Origin of the sequence: Acidimicrobium ferrooxidans DSM 10331 (assembly GCF_000023265.1) — a bacterium.
GTDB lineage: Bacteria > Actinomycetota > Acidimicrobiia > Acidimicrobiales > Acidimicrobiaceae > Acidimicrobium > Acidimicrobium ferrooxidans.
In genome coordinates this window covers 1,012,719-1,031,805 of the sequence record NC_013124.1, presented here as the reverse complement: position 1 = coordinate 1,031,805, position 19,087 = coordinate 1,012,719, and the positions used below count along the sequence as shown (strand labels likewise).

The following is a 19,087-nucleotide window of genomic DNA, read 5'->3' as shown; positions in this document are numbered from 1 at the left end:
AGCAGCATGCCCACACCTACCATGGCCCCATGGCAGCAGCGTCCGATGCGGCTCGCGTCCTCGACGAGGCGAACGTCGACTGGACCGACGACCCCGCGGCCCTCGAGCCGATCAACCTCGACTGGACCGCCACGACGCGAGGGGATGCCGCAGCGCTCGCACGCCCCGCCGACGCTCCCGCGGTCGCGCGCCTCCTCGAGGCGGCTGGGAGCGCTCGTGTCGCGATCACCATCCAAGGTGGCAGGACCTCGCTCGTGGCCGGTGCGGTACCCCACCCCGGCGCCATCGCCGTCAGCACCGAACGACTCCGACGCATCGTTCGACTGGAGCCGGCCACGATGACCGTCGTCGCCGAAGCCGGCGTGACGCTCGCCGATCTCGACGCCGAGCTCGAGGCTGCAGGACTCGAGGTCGGTATCGACCTCGGATCGCGCGCCAACGCCACCCTCGGCGGTCTCGTCGCGACCAACGCGGGCGGTCAACGGGTCGTCCGCTACGGCTCGACGGCCAACCAGCTCGTCCACGTCGACCTCGTCGACGGGCTCGGGCGAACCCACCGTCGCATCGGTCGGCCTCCGAAGGCCGCCGGGCTCGACACCTGCCGCTTCGTCGCCGGGAGCGAGGGCATCTACGGCGTCATCACGGCCGTCGCGCTCCGGGTCCACCCGCGCCCACGCACCCGCATCGCCATCGCCATCGGCGCTGACGACTTCGTCGACCTCGTCAGCCTCTTCGAGACGCTCCGGCCACTCGTTGCGCCGTGGCTCGAGGCAGCCGAGTTCGTGCGTACGGCCGACGTCCGAAGCGCCGGCCTCACCCCGCCCGACCCGCATCCCCTCCTCCTCATCCTCCAGCTCACGAGTCCCTATCCCGACGACGATCGGCCCCTCCTGCTCGCACCGGCCCACCTCGACGCCCACGTGGCGACCGACCCCTCCCAGAGGGCACGGCTCTGGCACCTGCGCGAGATGCTCCCGCTGCTCGCCGAGCGCTTCGGCACCCCGGTCAAGCTGGACGTCGCCGTCCCACTCGGGGCACTCGGGGAGCTCGCGGCCCACCTCGACCTGGTGGCCGAGCGCGACGAGGTGCGCGCCACCGTCCTCTTCGGCCATCTCGCCGAGGGGACGTGCCACGTCAACCTCGCGATCGCACACGGGGCCGATCCCGGTCCGCTCTACGAGACGGTGCTCACACGTGTGGCGGCCCTCGGCGGCGTCATCGCGTCCGAACACGGGATCGGCCGCACCAAACGTCGCTGGGCCCGGCTCCTCCTCGACCCCATCGACGAGGCGGCGCTCCGATCGCTGAAGGGGATCTGGGATCCCTACGGCATCGTGAACCCTGGTGTCCTGCTCCCCGATCCGTGAGCGCGACCGCGGAGTGCGAGCGCTCAGTCGAGCACGGACCGCGCTCGTGCCGCCCCATCTCGCGCCACCGGCACCACGTCGAGTTCGACTCTGCGCCCCAGGAGGGAGCTGAGCAGCTCGGTCTTCGTCTCGAGAGCAACGCGCTCGGCACCGAGCGCCTCGTCGGCGTGCACCACGAGACGGATCTCGTCCGCCTCGAGCTGGACCTCGACCCCTTCGACCACTTGGGTGTGGGAGGCATCGAGCCCATCGGCGACGCGCAGGAGTGCGGCGAGCGCAGCCACACGGTCGCGATCGGCCGTCGAGAGGGCGTCGGGGGAACGAGGCGCGCCGCGACGGTGCGAGCCGACGACGCCCTCGACCACCAGCCGCTCGCGCACCGACAGCCCGCGTGGTGGGTCGGCCGCGAGCAGATACGCACCGTGACGGTCGTGGTTCCGGCCCGAGACGAACGCACCGACGTCGTGCAGCAGCGCCGCCACCGCGAGCAAGTCACGATCCTCGGGCACGAGCTCGAGGGCACCGCCCAGTCCGTCGAAGAGCGCGAGTGCGTGCCGCTCCACAGCGCGGGCGTGATCCTCCTCGATCTGGTACTTCCGCATGAGGTGTCGGAGCGAGCCAGCGCGGAGCTCGGCAGCGTCGAAGGCGAAGCCCATGGCGTCGCCCTCCTCCACGGCCTGGATCAACAGGCCCTCCCGAAGCGCCCACCGACTGGTCCACACCTCGTCGACCCCGAGCTCATCGAGGAGGGCGCGAACGATCAGGACGCCCGGCACGACGGTATCGCTGCGCCGCCGATCGATCCCGAGACGGTCGATGCGGGCCTCTCGATCGGCACGCACGATCGCATCGAGCGCACCGGTGAGGGAGGCGACGTCCACGACCCGCAACACCTGCCCGTCGGCGAGCTGATCGACGCGACCGAGTCGACGCGCGACCTTCGCGATCGCGGCGAACGTCCCGCTCGCCAGGACCAGCCGGCGCGGCTCGAACGAGGCCATCTCGCGGAGCTCGGCACCGGCGACCGCCTCGACGTGGGCCCGGATCCGAGCCAGTTCGTCGTGCCGTGGCGGGTCGCTACAGCGGTAGCGCACCGACAGCTTGCCCACACCCAGTGGGAGGCTGCGCGCGCGCAGGAGGGATCGTTGGGTCCCGAGCGCGAGCTCCAAGCTGCCTCCGCCGAGGTCGGCCACGACGACGGGGACCTGGCCGATGCTGCCGGCCGAGCGCACCGCCGAGAAGATCGTGCTGGCCTCTTCGTGACCGGTGAGGATACGAACGTGCACCCCGGTTCGCGCCTCGAGCGCGTCGGCGACGTCACGCCCGTTCTGGGCATCACGGAAGCTCGCGGTCGCCGCGGCGACGATGACCGTCGCGCCGAACGCGCGTGCGAGCGAGACGAAGCGCTCGAACGCCTCGTGGGCACGTGCTTCGGCCTCGTCGTCGAAGCGACCGAGGCGTGCGACCACCTCCCCGAGGCGCAGCATGACCTTGTCCTCGTAGACGGGCTCGAGGAGGCGCTCCGGACGCACCCGCGCCACGACGAGATGGAACGAGTTGGAGCCGAGATCGATCGCCGCCGCACTCAGCGTGCCCATGGAGCAGGCTCCTCGCACCAGCCGGGGTCGCTCGGCGCCTCGAGGAGGGCACGCACCCGCGCGACGCACTCCGGATCGACGCTCACGACCTGCCCGAGGGCCGCGCCGAGCTTGTGGGTCGTCGACACCGGGACCGCCCCGACCCAGCGCCGCAGCGCGCGCAGCTGCTCGTCGTCGGCGACCTCGACCTCGACCTCGACGAAGTGCCCAGTTCGCGGAGCGAGCACGTCCACCACGTCGAGCTCGATCTCGACACCACCGGTCGCATCGCGCCAGCTGGTACGGTGGTTGCGAATCCGCGCGAGCTCCACCAACCGCGCCGATCCGACGACGCTCCGAAGCCGACCAGCGATCTCGGCCGGGAGGCGCTCGCGCTCGCCGTCGACCTCGAACTCGACCGACACGTAGGTGCCGTCGTCCTCTTCGAGTGCGAGCTTGGCCGTCCAGCGTGCGGCCTCGGGATCCAAAGCCTCGAGCGCCCAGCGGGCTCGCACGCCAAGGCCGCAGCGCGCGAGCTGGTGATCGGCCGTGTCGAGGTAGCGCGACTCGAGCGTGGTCGTCACCGCGGGGGCCGCAGGCAGACCGAGCCGGTCACGGAACCTGGCGACGAGGACTCGTGCCTCGTCGACGTCGCGCGGGCGGAACTTCAGTTCCCGCTCGGTCCCGATCGCGCCTTCGCTCACCCCCGAGCCCCCGCCTCGTCGTTGAGCCGCCGCTGGAGCGAGATGCCCTCGCCACCGCGTTGACGATGCCAGCGGCCATCGGCGGTGAGCTCCCATGCGTAGGTGTCGTCCGCGAAGGCGAGATCGAGGATGTGCTCCACGCGCGCTCGAGTCGCCGGCGCCTCGAGCGGGATCAACAGCTCGACGCGCCGATCGAGATTGCGCTGCATGAGATCGGCCGAGGCGATCGCCACATCGGCGTCGGGTCCTTGGCCGAAGACGTAGATCCGTGAATGCTCGAGGAAGCTCCCCACGATCGATCGGATCCGAAGGTGCTCCGAGAGCCCCTCGACCCCCACGCGAGCCGAGCACAGGCCCCGGACCACACCCTCGACGGGAGTGCCGGCCGCCGACGCGTCGTAGAGCGCATCGATGATCTCGGGATCGACGAGCGAGTTCACCTTGAAGCGAATGCGTCCGCTCGGTCCGCGATCGCGCTCTCGGGCGATGCGCTCGAGCAACCACCCGCGCAGCTGCTGGGGAGCGAGCACGACGCGCCGCAACCGATTCGGGTGCGAGAATCCGGTGAGGTAGTTGAACACCTCGGCCAGGTCGTCGCCGAGGACCGTGTCGGCGCTGAAGAGGCCGAGGTCCTCGTAGGTCCGTGCCGTCCGGGCGTTGTAGTTGCCCGTGCCGACGTGACAGTAACGCACGAGGCGGGCGCCCTCACGGCGGACCACCATCGCGGCCTTGAGGTGGGTCTTCAGACCAACGACGCCGTAGACCACGTGGACGCCGGCTTCTTCGAGATGACGCGCCCAGGCGATGTTGGCGAGCTCGTCGAAGCGGGCCTTGACCTCGATGATGACCACGACCTGCTTGCCAGCCTCGGCGGCCTCGACGAGGGCCTCGACGATCGCCGAGTCACCCGAGGTGCGATAGAGCGTCTGCTTGATCGCGAGGACGTCCGGATCGGCCGCCGCTGCACGCACGAACGCCTCCACCGTCGAGGCGAAGCTCTCGTAGGGATGGTGCACCAGCACCTCGCCGGCCGCCAGGCGGCCGAACAGCGCGCCAGCGCCGTCGTCGCCCACGGTGAAGATCGACGGCGTCACACCCGCGGCGGCGATGCCTCGCCCCTCGTCGATGGGCAGTGCGACGATCTCCCATGCGAACGAACCGTCGATCGGCATGTCCGTCGCCCAGACGTCATCCGGATGGAGCTCGAGCTCGTCGACGAGCACGTCGACGAGCTCACGACTCATGCGCGACGACACCTCGAGCCGCACCGCACGACCGAAGCGCCGGCGTCGCAGTTCGGTCTCGACCAGCTCGAGCAGGTCGTCCGCCTCGCCCTCCTCGAGGACGAGGTCGGTGTTGCGCGTGACGCGGAACGTGCCGACTTCCTCGATGATCATGCCCGGGAACAGGCGGGCGATGAAGCTCGCGATGACGTCCTCGACCAAGCAGTAGCGCAGGTCCCCGAGCGGGAAGAGGCGCGGCACATTCGTGGGCACCTTCACACGAGCGAACCGGAGCTCACCGCCTTGGCTGTCACGGACGCGAACCGCGAGGTTGAGCGACAGGTTGGAGATGTAGGGAAAGGGATGCGCGGGATCGACGGACAAGGGCGTGAGGATCGGGAACAGCTCTTCCAAGAAGCGCTCGTGGAGGCGACGATGGAGCGTCGGAGAGAGGTCCTCGACGGCGACGATCTCGATCCCGAGCGCAGCGAGTGCCGGTCGGATCCCGTCGTGCCAGACCTCGCTCTGGCGCTCCCAGACCGGCTCGAGCCGCGTGCGAATCGCGCGCAGCTGCGCCCTGGCATCGAGTCCGTCCGGGGAGCGAATCGGATGCTGTGCGAGGAGCTGATCCTTGAGGCCGGCCACGCGCACCTGGAAGAACTCGTCCATGCCTTGTGCGAGCACGGCGAGGAACTTGGCGCGCTCGAGCGCCGGTTCGCGCGCATCGGCGGCGAGTTCGAGGATCCGGGAGGCGAAGTCCACCCAGGACAACTCCCGATTCACGAAGCGCTCAGACGAACTGCGCAGGGAGCCCTCGGCCAGCATGCGTTGCGCCTCAGCCACCAGCACCTCCTTGGCCGCCAACCTAGCCTCTCGCCGTAGTGCGTCGACGCCCGGTCCGCCACCACCTGCGCCAGCGTCATGCCCGCTAGAATCCGCTCGCACCAGCCAGGGGGACAAGGACCGATGCGCACCATGCTCGCCGCCCGTCGCGAGCGATCACCATGGGCTCGTGACCGGCGACGCCGAGAACTCGAACTGGTGCTCGCCGCCGACGTCATCACCGTCTTCGCGTGGGCGCTCGCGACCTGGGGCGAGAACCCGAAGGCACACCTGGACCCCAACCTCGCACTCGTCAGCGTGATGGTCGCGCCGTTCGTCCTCGCCATCGCGAACCGGCTGCTCGCACCGGCCGCCGATCCCACGATGGTGCCCCTCGTGGGACTGCTCAATGGGCTCGGGTTCGTCATGATCAACCGACTCGACCCCCACGAGGGCACCCTCCAGGCCCTCTGGACGGCTCTCAGCGTCATCGCCTACGTCGTGACCCTCGCCGTCGTGCGTAACGCGGACGCGCTCGATCGCTACCGCTACCTCCTCGCGATCGGCGGGATCGCCCTGCTGTTCCTGCCGCTGCTACCCGGGCTCGGGCTCGACATCAACGGTGCGCGGCTCTGGATCCACGTCGGCCCCTTCAGCTTCCAACCCGTCGAGATCGCCAAGCTCCTGCTCGCTCTGTTCCTCGCGTCCTGGATCGTCGAGCGCCGCGACATGCTCAGCCGGCTTCGTGGTGGCGGCATCCGCCGCCTCGGCCCCATCGCACTCGCGTTCGCGCTCGCACTCGTCGTCATGGCGGCCGAGCGCGACGTCGGCTTCGCGCTGTTGATCTTCTCCACCTTCGTCATCGTCCTCTGGGTGGGCACGGCGAACCGGAGCTACCTGGTCCTCGGCCTCGCGGCCTTCGCCATCGGGGCGGTCCTGGCCGGAGCCCTCTTCACCCAGGTGCACGAGCGCGTCGTGGTCTGGCTCGATCCATGGCGCTACGCCCAGACCATCGGCTACCAGCTCGTCCAGGCACAGTACGCCTTCGGCATCGGTGGACTCGCCGGCACCGGGCTCGGGCTCGGCCACCCGCAGCTCATCCCGGTCGTCACCAGCGACTTCATCTTCGCCGCCTTCGGCGAGGAGATGGGTCTGCTCGGCACGAGTGCCCTCGTGATCGCCTTCGTGCTCCTCGTCGGCGCCGGCGTGCGCACCGCCCTGCGTGCGCGAACGGAGTTCTCGTCGCTGCTGGCCTTCGCCCTGTCGGTCATCCTCGGACTCCAGACCTTCTTCATCATGGCAGGGATCGTGCGACTCCTGCCCCTGACCGGCGTCACGCTCCCCTTCGTCGCCTACGGAGGGTCGTCGCTGCTCGCGAACTATCTCCTCGTCGCCGTACTCGTGCGCATCTCCCACCAAGCCAATCGACAGATCGACGCCGGCCACGACGTCATCGTGATGACGGAGCTACGACCATGACACGACCCGTTCGCATCATCGTCGCCACCGGCCTCGAGGCCATCGACTCCCAGGCGATCTACCACGCCCTCGCCGAGAGGCTCGGTCCCGACGACCCCGACACCATCTGCCTGGTGTCACCGCGAGACCCCTACGTGTGCGTCGGCTACCACCAGGCGGTCGAACGAGAACTCGACGTCGAAGCGGCCGCGGCGCGCGGCCTACCGATCACGCGGCGCATGGTCGGCGGGGGCGCCGTGTACCTCGACGCTGGTCAGCTGTTCGTCCAGTGGATCATGCACCCAGACCACGTACCGCTCTCGCTGGAGGCACGCTACGCGGCCTACATTGCGCCACTCGTGACGACGCTGCGTGCCTTCGGGATCGACGCGCGCCATCGCCCGGTCAACGACATCCACGTCGCCGACCGCAAGATCGGCGGCACCGGTGCGGCTCGCATCGCGGGCGCCGAGGTGCTCGTGGGTTCGTTCATCCGCACGATCGACACCGACGCCCTCGCCGCCGTGCTGCGCGTCGACTCCGTGAAGCTCCGCGACAAGCTCGCCGCCACGATGCGCACCTACGTCACCTCCATGGAGCGCGAGCTCGGATCGGCACCGTCGGAGGACGCCATCGTCGAGCGCTACCTCCCGATCCTCGCCGAGGCACTCGGACGCCCACTCGAACTCGGCACCTTGAGCGAGGACGAGCGCCGCCACGTCGCCGCGGTGCGCGAACGACTCGTCGATCCCGCCTGGGTCAACGATGGCGGGGGGCGGCGCGTCCTCGGGGTGCACATTCGCGAAGGTGCCGACGTCCTCGTCGGCCGCACCAAGGCACCGAGCGGGCTCGTGCGGATCCTCCTCGTCGTCGCCGAGGGCCACGTGATCGACGCCACCGTCGAGGGGGACTTCACCGTCTGGCCCATGGAGGCACCGCGCGAGATCGCCGATGCCCTGATCGGCCAACCGGCCGATCCCGCGGCTCTCGCGAGGGTTGCCGAGGAGGCCGGTGATCGAACGCTCGACGACGCTCCTGGCCTCGCCGGCGTCCATCTGCGCGAGGCGGTCGAGGACGCCTTCTCCTTGGAGACCCACCAGTCCTGAACGCCCTTCGCAGGACCACCCTTCTCAGGGGCTTTCGAGCCTGACTCAAGGTCCACGCCAGATCGCGCCGTTTGACTTGAGGGCGTCGTCCCCGCTCCCCCGACCCAAGGAGGACCCGTGACGGACCTCATGGCCCAAGCGAAGCGCATCCACCGCACGGTCGTCGCAGCGCTCGTCCTCGCGGCCGGTGCACTCGGCTTCGAAGCGATCCGATCGTTCCCCGGCCACACCACCAAGGCCACGACCCATTCCCACACCTCTTCGACGTCGAACTCGACGGCACCCTTCGTGTCGTCGGGCTCGTCGGGCAGCTCCTCACCGTCGACGTCGTCGGGATCGTCCGCTCCCACGGTGAGCCAAGCTCCCTCTGCCGCAACCCCGACCCCGACCGGAGGCTCCTAACGTGTGGTCGAGCGTGCTGCCTGCCTACACCACACGCTGCGAACTGGTCGGCACGGACCCCGCTGATCGCGCCCTCGTCGACAGGTTTCGTGCGCTCCTGGACGAGTGGGGCGCCGTCGCGAGCTTCCACGATCCCCACAGCGAGCTCTCGCAGCTGAACGCCGATCCGACACCGGAGGTGCGGGTGTCGGCACGTCTCGCACACCTCCTCCAGGTCACCGACGAGGCGGTCCGCGCAAGTGGCGGCGTCATCGATCCGGTGCGCGCCGCCGATCCGAGCGCGCTCGAACCAGACCACCCGGTGGCGCGCCTCGGCCGTCGCTCCAGCGCGACCTGGGACGACGTCGAACGGGACGATGACATGGTTCGACGCCCACCCGGAACGCTGATCGACCTCGGCGGCCTCGCCAAGGCGGCCATCGCCGATGCGATCGCCCTCGAACTCGCAGCCGACGCCGCCGGTGCCATCCTCGTCAACCTCGGTGGCGACCTCCGCTGCGTCGGAGAAGCCCCCTGGTCGATCCTCGTCACCGACGATGGATCTTTGCGGCCCGACGCGCCCGGCCAGCGGATCCACATCCCCGCTGGCGCGGTCGCGACGAGTGACCGCGCGACGCGCCGATCGCCACGGGGTCTCGATCACATCGTCGGTGCCTCCACGCTCCCTGGCGCTGCCCGCCGCGCCACCGTCGTCGCCGAGAGCGCCGCGGCGGCCAATGCAGCCAGCCTCGCGATCATCGCCGCTGGACGCGCCTGGCACCGCATGTGGCGCCGCTACGAGCTGTCGGCGCTCGTCGTGACGAATGCCGGCGAACGCCTCCCCCTTGGCGGCTGGCCACCACGTCTCGAGGAAGCGGCCGCGTGCTGATCGCGACGACATCCCCGCTGCTGTGGTACCTGACCCGCGTGAGCGGTCTCGCCGCGCTCGTCATGCTCGGTGCGGTCGCCCTGCTCGGCATCGCGGTGGCGGGCAAAATCCTCCCTTCCGGCGTCGCCCGCTTCCTCGGCCCGGACCTCCATCGACGGCTCTCGCTCACCTTGGTGGTCGTGCTCGCGATCCACATTCTGACGGCACTTGCCGACAGCTTCGTGCCGATCGGCTGGACGGCAGCCGTCATCCCGTTCCTCTCCCACTATCGACGCGCCTTCGTCGGGTTCGGCACGCTCGCCTTCGATGGCCTGCTGATCGTGATCGCCTCCTCGCTCGCACGCCAGCACCTTGGCTTTGCGCTCTGGAAGCGGACGCACATGCTCGTGTGGCTCGTGCTCGCGCTCGCCATCGTCCACGGGCTCGGGACCGGTTCCGACACGCGGCTCGCCGCGGTCCTCGCCGTCTACGGTGCCATCACCGCAGGCGTCATCGTCCTCGCGGTCTTGCGCATCCGTCGCGACCCCGATCTCGCACATACTGCCCGTACCCTCGGCATGGTGGGGGTCCTCGGCGTGCCCGGGGTCGTGGCGCTGTGGGCACGGAGCGGACCGCTTCGCCCTGGCTGGTCTGCGCGCATCGACGGCACCGCCCCGACGACGGCGACCACCGCCGCCGTGACACGCTCGTCCGAGCCCCTCGGCGGGCCCATCACCGCCACCGTGACGCAGACCCAGGCCACGAGCGCCACGGACCTCACGATCGCGGGCGCCATCGGCGGCACGAACGAACGGCTCACGGTCGTGCTCACCGGACAGCCGAGCGAGGGCGTCTTTGCCGTCTCGGGTGGCACGGTGACCTTGGGGACCCCCAGCGCGCCAAACCTGTGCCACGGGAGCGTCACCGCGCTCGGGGGCTCGACGATCTCCTTCTCGCTCGCCTGCCCCCATGCCACGGTGGAAGGCACCGCGGCGCTCGCCATCGACGCGAACGGTGCGACGGGCCAGGTCTCCTTCTCCACCGCGCCATCGGAAGCCCTGAACGCTGCACCCTCGATCGGCGCTCCCGAGGCCGATGGCTCCGAAGGCAGCGACGCATGACGCCGCCGCCCAGGTCCGTCGCACGCCTCAGCGCCGGCTGGAGCCGACTCGTGAGCGACGACCTCGCGATCGCTGAGCTCGATGCGCCGCCTCTCTCGCTCGACGCGCACCGCGCCATCTACGGCTCCCTGCCCCCACGACCACCACTCGCCACCGCCGAGCACATCGTCGGCAGGGGCGGCGCGGGCTTCCCCCTGGCGCGCAAGCTTGCTGCGGTCGCGTCCCAGCGTGGGCCACGTGTCGTGGTCGCCAACGGCGCCGAGAGCGAGCCCGGCGCGCGCAAGGACAAGGCGCTGCTCACCCATGCGCCGCACCTCGTGCTCGATGGCCTCGGGCTCGCGACACGACTCCTCGAGGCCCGAGAAGCCATCGTGGCCGTCGAGGACGCGACCGCAGCCGACGTCCTCGAGCGAGCCATTCGTGAACGCAGCGACGCGGTCCGCGTCGCACTCCTCGACCGCTCGTATCTCACCGGTCAAGAGACGGCGCTGCTCGCCGCGCTCGAGGGGCGTCCCGCACTCCCGCGGTTCCAGCTCGCACGCGTCGCAGAGCGCGGCTACAAGAGCAGGCCGACCCTCGTCGCCAACGTCGAGACGCTCGCGCAGTGGGCCCTCGCCGCGCGCTTTGGCACCTCCTGGCACCAGAGCGCCGGAACCCGAGGCCACGACCGCTCGACGCGCATCGTCTCGATCGCGCTCCCGGGCTCGACGCCCACGGTGGTCGAACTCGCCCCAGGGGCGACCGTTCGGAGCCTCCTCGACGCGGTCGGCGTCACCACGGGTCTCGCCCTCGTCGGCGGTCTCTTCGGCGAGCTCATCTCGGTCGCCGACGAGCGGGCGATGGCACGTGTCCTCGTCGACCGTGCCGACTCATCGGACGAGCTGGCGCTCGGCGCGGGCTCCGTGCTGCTCGCCCCATCGGCGACCTGCGTCGTCTGTGCGACCAGCGAGCTCGTCGGCTACCTCAGCGAGGAGCGAGCCGGCCAGTGCGGACCCTGTGACCGTGGGCTCCCCGAACTTGCCCGTGCACTCGGTGCCGGGGCTCGTCCCGCCGAACTTGCGACCGTGGCGAGGCTGATCGCCCGCCGAGGCGCTTGCGCGCTACCCGACGCCGCAGCACACCTCGCGACGGCCATCACCCCGGCCGATGCGGCCGGCCACCAGCGCCGGCGCTGCCACGAGCGCCCCTTCGCGCTCGAGAGCCGGGAGCCGAGCCGTGGCTAGCCGCGCTCGGATCGTGATCGACCCGACCCGATGCCGAGGCCATGGCACCTGCGTGGCCCTCCTCGCGCGCCATCTCGAGCTCGATCCCTGGCACTTCCCTCTCGTCACCGATCCGATCGTCACCGAGGACCTCGATGCCGCCCGCCACGCCGAGCACCTCTGCCCCGAGCTTGCCTTCCACGTCGTGATCGAGCCAGCTCGCAGCTAGGCTCCCCGAGCACGTCTCAGGCTGTCGTCATCGGCGAGGCACTCTTCGACTGCCTCCTTCCAGGGTCGGGCTCGCCATCGTTCACGCCCGGTGGTGGACCCGCGAACGTCGCTCGCACCATCGCTCGCCACGGCGTGCCGGTCACGCTCGCGACCGGCGTCGGCGACGATCCCCTCGGTGAGCGCCTCCTGCGCTTTCTCCGCGACGACGGGGTCGACCTCGGCTTCTCGTGGCGCTCGCGGCTGCCGACGACGCTCGCGCTCGCGACCCTCGACGACGGCGTCGCCGACTACCGCTTCTACCTCGAGGGCACGGCCCTGGACGACCCGGTGGGCCACGATCGCGTGAACGACGCCGCGCACGCCGGCGACGTCCTCGTCACCGGTGGTCTCGCCCTCGCGCTCGACACGCTCGCAACGAGCGTCGTCGAGGTCCTTCGTGCCTGCGCCGCATCGTTGCGCATCGTCGACCTCAACGTACGTCCGAGTGCGGTCGCGAGCCCCGAGCGCTATCGCGAGCGCCTCCACGAGGCCATCGCCCATGCCGACATCGTCAAGGCCTCCGACGACGACCTCCGCTGGCTCGAGCCGGACGTGACCGTGGCCGAGGCCCTCGCCCATCTCGCGACCTCGGGACCAGCCGCTGTCATCATGAGCCAGGGGGCAGGCCCCGTCCTCGTCTCGGTACACGGTCGCGTGGTCGAGCTTCCCGTCGCTCCGGTCCGCGTCGTCGACACCGTCGGCGCGGGCGACGCGCTCACCGGCACCGTCGCCGCGACGTTCGCCTACCACGGCCGGCGCACGGTCGACGACACCGAGTTTGTGCTCGCGGCCGTGCGCGACGGCATCGAGGTCGCTCGCGAGACCTGCACCCGCCGAGGCGCCGACCCACCGAGGCGATCGGTGCCGACGTCGACTTGGACCTAGGAGTCCTGAGGAGGCCCGAGCTCGGGACGTGCCTCGACGCACCAGGCCGAGCTGCCTATGCTGAGCGCGAGTCGACCAATGAGCACTCGTACCCGTTGGGCACCGGACCACGAAGGAGCACCGTGACGACCGAGTTCACGCGCCCGACCCCGAAGGCTCGAGCCACGATGAAGGACGTCGCCCATCGCGCGGGGGTCTCGCTGAAGACGGTGTCGCGCGTCGTCAACGACGAGCCAGGCGTCACGGCCGAGGTCACCGAGCGCGTGCGCGCCGCGATCCGTGAGTTACGCTACGAGCCCAACCTCTCCGCGCGCTCGCTGCGTCGTCTCGATCGACGCTCCTCCACGATCGCCGCGATCTTCGACGATCTCTCGAACCCCCACCCAGCGCGGATCCTCCGCATGATCGAGCTGGCCGCGCGCGATCGCGGCGTCTCGGTGCTCGCCGCGAGCCACGAGGAGCGCCCCGACCGAGAACGCCAGCTCGTCGCAGCGATGTGGCGCCACGGCGTCGACGGCATCGTCGTCGAACCGGCCGCCGACGACCACCACTACCTTGCCGAGCTTCAGCGCGCGTCCGTCCCGGTCATCTTCGTCGATCGACCCCCGCGCCATCTCGATGCCGACGCCGTCCTCATCGACAATCGCGCTGGCGCGCGAGCCGCCGTCGAGCACCTCATCGCCCACGGTCATCGGCGCATCGCCTTTCTCGGCGATCTCTCCACGATCGCCACCGCCGTCGACCGGAGGCTTGGCTACCTCGACGGCCTGGTCGCTGGCGGTCTAGTGATCGATCCGCGCCTCGCGGTCATGGACGTGCACTCCGTCGGCGAGGCCGCCGAGCGCACCCGTGAACTCCTCGCTGGCCCGCACCCGCCAACTGCCATACTCGCGGGTCAGAACCTCATCACCATCGGTGTCATCTACGCACTGCGCGCCGCAGGGCTCGAGCGATCCGTCGCGCTGATCGGCTTCGACGACTTCGACCTCGCCGACCTCCTCGACCCGCCCGTCAGTGTCATCAGCCAGGAGGTCGAGCAGATCGGAGCGCTCGCCGCCTCCCTGCTGTTCGCACGGATGGACGACCCATCGCTCCCCATCCAGACCGCGTACGCACCGTGGCGCCTCGTCGCTCGAGGATCGGGTGAGATCCCCGCGCCCGATGGTCGTTGACAACGATATCAGAGCCCGCTAGTCTCACACCCAACCGCGGAACGGAGAGCACGTCCCGCGTGGGAGAAGGGGGAATTCATGACTCGGTCTCTTCGGACCTGGCGTCGGCCAGCCGTCGTCGGCGCGGTGCTCGCTGGCGCATCGCTCCTGGCTGCCGCGTGTGGATCCACGTCGTCGTCCTCGTCCACGACGTCGTCGTCCACGACGGCCTCGAGCAGCGGCACCACCATCGGTTTCGTCGTCGGCGCAGAAGCCGATCCGTTCTTCCAGTCGATGTACGTCGGCGCGGCCGCCGAAGCCAAGGCGCTCGGCGTGAAGCTCGTCTGGCAGGGCGACCCGGTCGACTACTCGCCAGCGACGCAGATCCCGATCCTGCAGCAGGTCCTCGCGCTGCATCCGAACGCCATCGTGGTCGCGCCCACCGATCCGAAGGCCTTGAACACCTACATGCAAGAGGCCGTCAAGGAAGGTATCAAGGTCCTCAACGTCGACTCCGGATCGTCGGACCAGAGCATGATCACCTCCTGGGTCACCGGTGACAACTACCAAGGTGGCGAGACGGCGGCCCAAGCACTGGCCTCCGCCATGGACTACGCAAAGAACTGCACCGCGTCCAACCCGTGCACGGTTGCGGTCGGCGTCTCGTCGCTGACCACCACCACCGACGCCCAACGCGTCGCGGGCTTCAAGGCCGAGATCAAGGCGCACTACCCGAACATCCAGGTGCTCAATGACGTCGTGAGCGAGTCGGAGCCGAGCGTCGCGCAGTCTGGGTTCGCCCAGGACATCAGCGCCCACCACCTCGACGGCATCTTCGCGGTGGATGGCACGGATGCAGAAGGTGCGAGCGCAGCTGTCAAGGCGGCCGGCGCCGAAGGCGCGAACGTGAAGATCGTGGGCTACGACGCCTACGCGACCAACATCCAGTCGATGGAGGCGGGCGGACAGGGGTCGCTCTCGGCGATCATCTCCCAGCAGCCGACCCTCGAGGGCAAGCTGATCATCGAGTACGCCGTGGACGCACTGCACCACAAGCCGGTGCCCCACCTGCAGCTCATCCCGAACATCTTGCTCACGCCCTCGACACCACAGAGCATCCTCCAGAAGTACCAGTACGTCCAGAGCTAGCTCGACGCGCACGTGTCTCCCCGGTACCCAACCCCCGGGGCCGGGGAGACACACGCATCTCGTGGTTGCCATGAGCCCTGGCGGGAGGAGTTGACGTGAGCCTGACGCGTGATGACGACGCGGCCCCAGCGGCCGTGACGAGCCGACCGACGACGCCAACCTTGCGGCGTATCGTCACCAACCAGCAGTTCGTGCTCGTCGTGGTACTCATTGCACTGATCTTGTTCTTCGGTGCCCGCAACACGCTCTTCTTCCGGATCGGCGAGTTCACGAACCTGCTCACCGACTTCAGCGGTCTCGTCATGATCGCCATCGCCGAGGCGTTCGTCATCATCGCTGGTGGCATCGACCTCGCCGTCGGATCGACCGCCGCGGTCACCGGGGTGATCGTGGCGGGATGGATCCAGCCACTCGTCACCCACGGCGACAACCTCGCCGTCATCTTGGTGCTCGGCACGATCCTGTGCGCGGGCCTCGGGGCAGTCGCCGGAGCCATCAGCGCGTTGCTCATCACGGTGTTCCGCCTGGTGCCGTTCGTGGCGACCCTCATCACCTACAGCGCAGGGGCCGGCCTCGCACTCGTGATCTCCAACGGAGCGCCGGTGGGCTACGATCCGCGGGCCATCGTCTGGAGCACCTCGGGCATCAGCCTGTTCACCTGGCTCGACATCATCGTGATCGTGATCGCGATCGTGCTCGGCGTCGTCTTGCACTTCACCGTCTATGGGCGCTACACCTACGCGATCGGCTCGAACGAGTTTGCTGCCCTTGCCGCCGGCATCAAGACCCGCCGTCACGTCGCCTCGATCTACATCCTCTCGGGGGTCCTCGCTGGACTCACCGGGATGTTTTTCTACATCCGATCCGGCTCGGCCGCCCCGACGACCGAGGTCAGCAACTCGGCCAATCTGCTCGCCATCGCCGCGGTCGTGATCGGCGGCGCCTCCCTCTACGGCGGCGTCGGCAGGTGGTGGGGTGTGATCCTCGGCGCGGCTCTCCTCACCGTGGTGAGCGACGGCCTCATCTTCATCAACGTGGCCCCGACATGGATTCAAGTCGTCGTTGGCGCAATTATCGCCCTCGCGGCGCTGCTCCAGACGCTCCGACGTCGTTCGAACGCGACCGGGAGGATGACCACATGACCAGCACCACGACGACGCGCCAACCGGTGCTCGAACTGCGCCACCTCTCGCTCACCTACGGATCCGTGGTCGCCCTCGAGGACGTCAGCCTCCAGGTGTACCCGAGCGAGGTCATCGGCATCGTCGGCGACAACGGTGCCGGCAAGTCCTCCCTCATCAAGACGATCTCGGGCGTCCTCGAACCCGACAAGGGCGAGATCTGGGTCGACGGCGAGCAACGACACTGGCGCTCACCCCGCGAGGCGCGAACCGCCGGTATCGAAACCCTTTACCAGGACTCCGGACTCGCACCGGATCTCTCCATCGGATCGAACCTCTTCCTCGGCCGTGAGCGACGTCGGCGTGGGTTGCTCGGCAGGCTCGGCTTCGTCGATCAGCGAAGCATGGAGCGCGAGGCCCTCGCCGAACTCCAGCGTGTCGGCATCACCATCGAGGGCATGGGCCGCACGGTCGCCGAGCTCTCCGGCGGACAGCGCCAGGCGGTCGCCATCGCGCGCACGATCACCTGGGCTCGCCATGTCATCATCCTCGACGAACCCACGAACCACCTCGGAGCACGCCAGAGCCTCGAGGTGCTCAAGGTCATCCGCGCGGCGCGCGACCGTGGGCTCAGCGTCCTCTTCATCTCCCACACGCTCCCCCACGTGCTGGAGGTCTGCGACCGGATCATCGTGTTGCGGCTCGGTCGAGTGGTACGTGACGCCCCGACGTCCGAGTTCACAGTCGAGAGCCTGCTCGCTGCGATCACCGGTCTCGACGATCGTAGCTGAGCCATCGAAGCTCACACGGACCATCGAACAACCATGCCGGGCTCGCTACTCATTCCCGAAGCCCACGGCCGAACGGCGCGACGCCACCCGAACGACGCGCCACAGGGGCACGACCAGGACTGCATCGAAGCTCGCGAGCAGCCGGGCTTCACCACCGATCACGCCCGCGATGTGCGCGCTCCGAACCCGGGAACCTCGACGTCAAGCGCATGATCTCGACACATGACGACGGCGTCCGACGCGTGCGGAAGATGAGACGATCAGTGTGATCTGCGACTCCTTGACGTGGCCACGCAACGCACGCATTCGGGGTCGCACCGATCGCTCGGGCGCACCGCACGCGCACCTCGATCGTCCGAGGCTCCACCTGTCCATCGGCTCAGGCCCCCTGAACGACGATCAGTACCCGTACCAAGGGCGCAACGAGCCTCTCCGCGACCGGCCGCGTCCGCAGCTCCCCGTGCCCCCATAGCTGGCGCGGGATGCGACGGGACACGAGACGACACGCGACGGTCCGCAATCCGAGCCTGCAACTCGCCCCCTGCCTCGTTCAGTGGCGCTTCGGGCGCACGAGACCGCTAGCCGTCTGCCCCGCGAGCTCGACGTGGTCGACGCCACCGACGTCGGGCTCACCAACTGGTTCGGCTGCACGGCGTTCACAGCTGCGTCTTCGTCGGCACGCCATCACCAGGGAGACAGGCTCGCTTCGCAGCGGCACCGAGTTCGTCGAGAGCGCCGCGTGCACAGCCAAGGGCCTCCAGCAGGCCGAGGATGCTCTTGGCTGCGATCGCCACCTCTCATGCAGACGCAGGATCGTCGAGCGCCGCCGTCCACAGCGACGTGGTGCCATTGCCAACAGGTCCAGGGGCCTCGAAGTTCGCCGAGGACGGCGACGACGCCACGCCCCACAGAGACCACGACCAGCCCGTAGGCCAACGACTCCACCTTCGCTCGCCCTTTCGTCGCGGACCCATCGCGACGCTCGCGGAGCTCACCTCGGCCTCGGTGCACTGGTACAACACAGCGCAGCTCATGCAGCGGGGTCACCGTGCCCACGAGGCCGCACGAGATGGCACTGACCGGGCTGCGTCGAGGTCCGTCATCGTCCATCACGACAGCTCCCGCCTCAGCACGTCAGAGCCGAGGACACACCCGAGGCCGGAGGATGTGTGCCGCTGCCCCCGACGCCACGCCTCAGGATCTGAACTACGCCGACATCGGTGACCGTAGCCGCGGCTCGGCTCGTCCACGCGCAGCCAGGCTGACCCACCTCCCATCCGGCGCCTGAACGGGGCGACCCGCGCGTCCCTCTACGCTGACGTCCACGTCCTCGCGCATGCGGGGGTGATCCGGCGATGATACCGAACTCGGTAGCGGCGCCAAGATGCTCCCCGCGTAGGCGGGGTCCGCGTATCGTCTTCGAAGTCGGCCACGACGTTCGCGGCACACAGCGCGACCCGCGATCTCCGTGATGTGCCGCTTCGCGACATGGGCACCGCCCGCCATCGTGTTCGCTCAGACCGTTCGAGCCCGTCTGAGCGCTTTCGGGCGGCACGACCGATCGCTCGAGGACCCACGCACCGCGGCGCTCCTCGAGCGTGTCTGATCTCCGTACTGTGTTGCGGCAGAACTGGCGCACGGTGGTCGAGGGGCGAGGACTCAGCCAACGAAGGACCTCGACTCCGCATGCGATCGGGCTCGCAACAGGGCCGATCTCCTCGCGCACCACGACCGACAGGAAGCGGCCCGAGGGGTCGGTCGGCGTCACAGGTGCCATCCCACCAAGATGGCTGAACGAGCGCGCACTGACCGACGCCGACGAGCACACACGAACTACGACTTGGGCCGTCTGGGCCGCTATAGCGATCGAGCGCCAGAAAGCTCGTTCCAC

Annotated in this window: 17 protein-coding genes; 13 read left to right on the top strand and 4 right to left on the bottom strand. The window is 69.4% G+C overall.

Translation table 11 applies throughout. From position 1 onward, the window contains the following. Nucleotides 1–29: 29 nt before the first annotated feature. On the top strand, nucleotides 30–1,367 hold the full coding sequence (locus AFER_RS05160) for an FAD-binding oxidoreductase (protein WP_015798431.1): 1,338 nt from the start codon (nucleotides 30–32) through the stop codon (nucleotides 1,365–1,367). 23 nt (nucleotides 1,368–1,390) lie between these two features. On the opposite strand, the gene AFER_RS05155 is transcribed toward AFER_RS05160, so the two are convergent. The 3 genes from AFER_RS05155 to ppk1 are packed head-to-tail and all read right to left on the bottom strand — an operon-like array spanning nucleotide 1,391 to nucleotide 5,696. Further along, nucleotides 1,391–2,965 carry a Ppx/GppA phosphatase family protein gene (locus AFER_RS05155; protein WP_015798430.1) on the bottom strand — a complete coding sequence of 525 codons (1,575 nt, stop codon included), beginning with the start codon at nucleotides 2,963–2,965 and terminating at the stop codon, nucleotides 1,391–1,393. Beyond that, the gene (locus AFER_RS05150; protein WP_015798429.1) at nucleotides 2,953–3,648 is read right to left on the bottom strand and encodes a CYTH domain-containing protein; all 696 of its coding nucleotides are present in this window, start codon (nucleotides 3,646–3,648) and stop codon (nucleotides 2,953–2,955) included. Before AFER_RS05150 ends, AFER_RS05155 begins: the two co-directional genes overlap by 13 nt. Then, the gene (gene ppk1 / locus AFER_RS05145) at nucleotides 3,645–5,696 is read right to left on the bottom strand and encodes a polyphosphate kinase 1 (RefSeq protein WP_049755536.1); all 2,052 of its coding nucleotides are present in this window, start codon (nucleotides 5,694–5,696) and stop codon (nucleotides 3,645–3,647) included. Before ppk1 ends, AFER_RS05150 begins: the two co-directional genes overlap by 4 nt. A gap of 141 nt (nucleotides 5,697–5,837) precedes the next feature. Here ppk1 and AFER_RS05140 point away from each other — a divergent pair, with 141 nt between their 5' ends. From AFER_RS05140 to AFER_RS05090, 12 genes are all read left to right on the top strand, one after another. Then, nucleotides 5,838–7,172 (top strand): FtsW/RodA/SpoVE family cell cycle protein, encoded by a 1,335-nt coding sequence (locus AFER_RS05140; RefSeq protein WP_015798427.1) that lies wholly within the window; start codon nucleotides 5,838–5,840, stop codon nucleotides 7,170–7,172. Beyond that, a complete protein-coding gene (locus tag AFER_RS05135; protein WP_015798426.1) occupies nucleotides 7,169–8,257 on the top strand; it encodes a lipoate--protein ligase family protein in 1,089 nt (362 codons plus the stop codon). The genes AFER_RS05140 and AFER_RS05135 overlap by 4 nt, the downstream gene beginning before the upstream one ends. A 117-nt stretch (nucleotides 8,258–8,374) precedes the next feature. Further along, nucleotides 8,375–8,659, top strand: coding sequence for a hypothetical protein (locus AFER_RS05130; protein ID WP_015798425.1), 285 nt, complete (start codon nucleotides 8,375–8,377; stop codon nucleotides 8,657–8,659). 1 nt (nucleotide 8,660) lies between these two features. Continuing rightward, on the top strand, nucleotides 8,661–9,527 hold the full coding sequence (locus tag AFER_RS05125) for an FAD:protein FMN transferase (RefSeq protein WP_015798424.1): 867 nt from the start codon (nucleotides 8,661–8,663) through the stop codon (nucleotides 9,525–9,527). Further along, nucleotides 9,521–10,627 (top strand): ferric reductase-like transmembrane domain-containing protein, encoded by a 1,107-nt coding sequence (locus AFER_RS12350; RefSeq protein WP_015798423.1) that lies wholly within the window; start codon nucleotides 9,521–9,523, stop codon nucleotides 10,625–10,627. Before AFER_RS05125 ends, AFER_RS12350 begins: the two co-directional genes overlap by 7 nt. Nucleotides 10,628–10,677: 50 nt before the next feature. Then, the gene (locus AFER_RS12345; protein ID WP_049755332.1) at nucleotides 10,678–11,850 is read left to right on the top strand and encodes an NADH-ubiquinone oxidoreductase-F iron-sulfur binding region domain-containing protein; all 1,173 of its coding nucleotides are present in this window, start codon (nucleotides 10,678–10,680) and stop codon (nucleotides 11,848–11,850) included. Beyond that, entirely contained in the window at nucleotides 11,843–12,058 is a 216-nt protein-coding gene (locus AFER_RS10975; RefSeq protein WP_015798421.1) for a ferredoxin, read from the top strand. Before AFER_RS12345 ends, AFER_RS10975 begins: the two co-directional genes overlap by 8 nt. Next, nucleotides 12,010–12,984, top strand: coding sequence for a carbohydrate kinase family protein (locus tag AFER_RS05110; RefSeq protein ID WP_245526032.1), 975 nt, complete (start codon nucleotides 12,010–12,012; stop codon nucleotides 12,982–12,984). The genes AFER_RS10975 and AFER_RS05110 overlap by 49 nt, the downstream gene beginning before the upstream one ends. A gap of 122 nt (nucleotides 12,985–13,106) precedes the next feature. Beyond that, nucleotides 13,107–14,156 (top strand): LacI family DNA-binding transcriptional regulator, encoded by a 1,050-nt coding sequence (locus tag AFER_RS05105; protein ID WP_015798419.1) that lies wholly within the window; start codon nucleotides 13,107–13,109, stop codon nucleotides 14,154–14,156. Between the two features lie 78 nt (nucleotides 14,157–14,234). Beyond that, nucleotides 14,235–15,284: a substrate-binding domain-containing protein gene (locus AFER_RS05100; protein ID WP_015798418.1), complete on the top strand. Its 1,050-nt coding sequence runs from the start codon at nucleotides 14,235–14,237 to the stop codon at nucleotides 15,282–15,284. A 95-nt stretch (nucleotides 15,285–15,379) separates the two neighbouring features. After that, nucleotides 15,380–16,426: an ABC transporter permease gene (locus AFER_RS05095; protein ID WP_015798417.1), complete on the top strand. Its 1,047-nt coding sequence runs from the start codon at nucleotides 15,380–15,382 to the stop codon at nucleotides 16,424–16,426. Beyond that, nucleotides 16,423–17,196 carry an ATP-binding cassette domain-containing protein gene (locus AFER_RS05090; RefSeq protein ID WP_015798416.1) on the top strand — a complete coding sequence of 258 codons (774 nt, stop codon included), beginning with the start codon at nucleotides 16,423–16,425 and terminating at the stop codon, nucleotides 17,194–17,196. Before AFER_RS05095 ends, AFER_RS05090 begins: the two co-directional genes overlap by 4 nt. A gap of 656 nt (nucleotides 17,197–17,852) precedes the next feature. Here AFER_RS05090 and AFER_RS12340 read toward each other — a convergent pair. Beyond that, on the bottom strand, nucleotides 17,853–17,990 hold the full coding sequence (locus tag AFER_RS12340; protein WP_171788953.1) for a hypothetical protein: 138 nt from the start codon (nucleotides 17,988–17,990) through the stop codon (nucleotides 17,853–17,855). Nucleotides 17,991–19,087 lie beyond the last annotated feature (1,097 nt).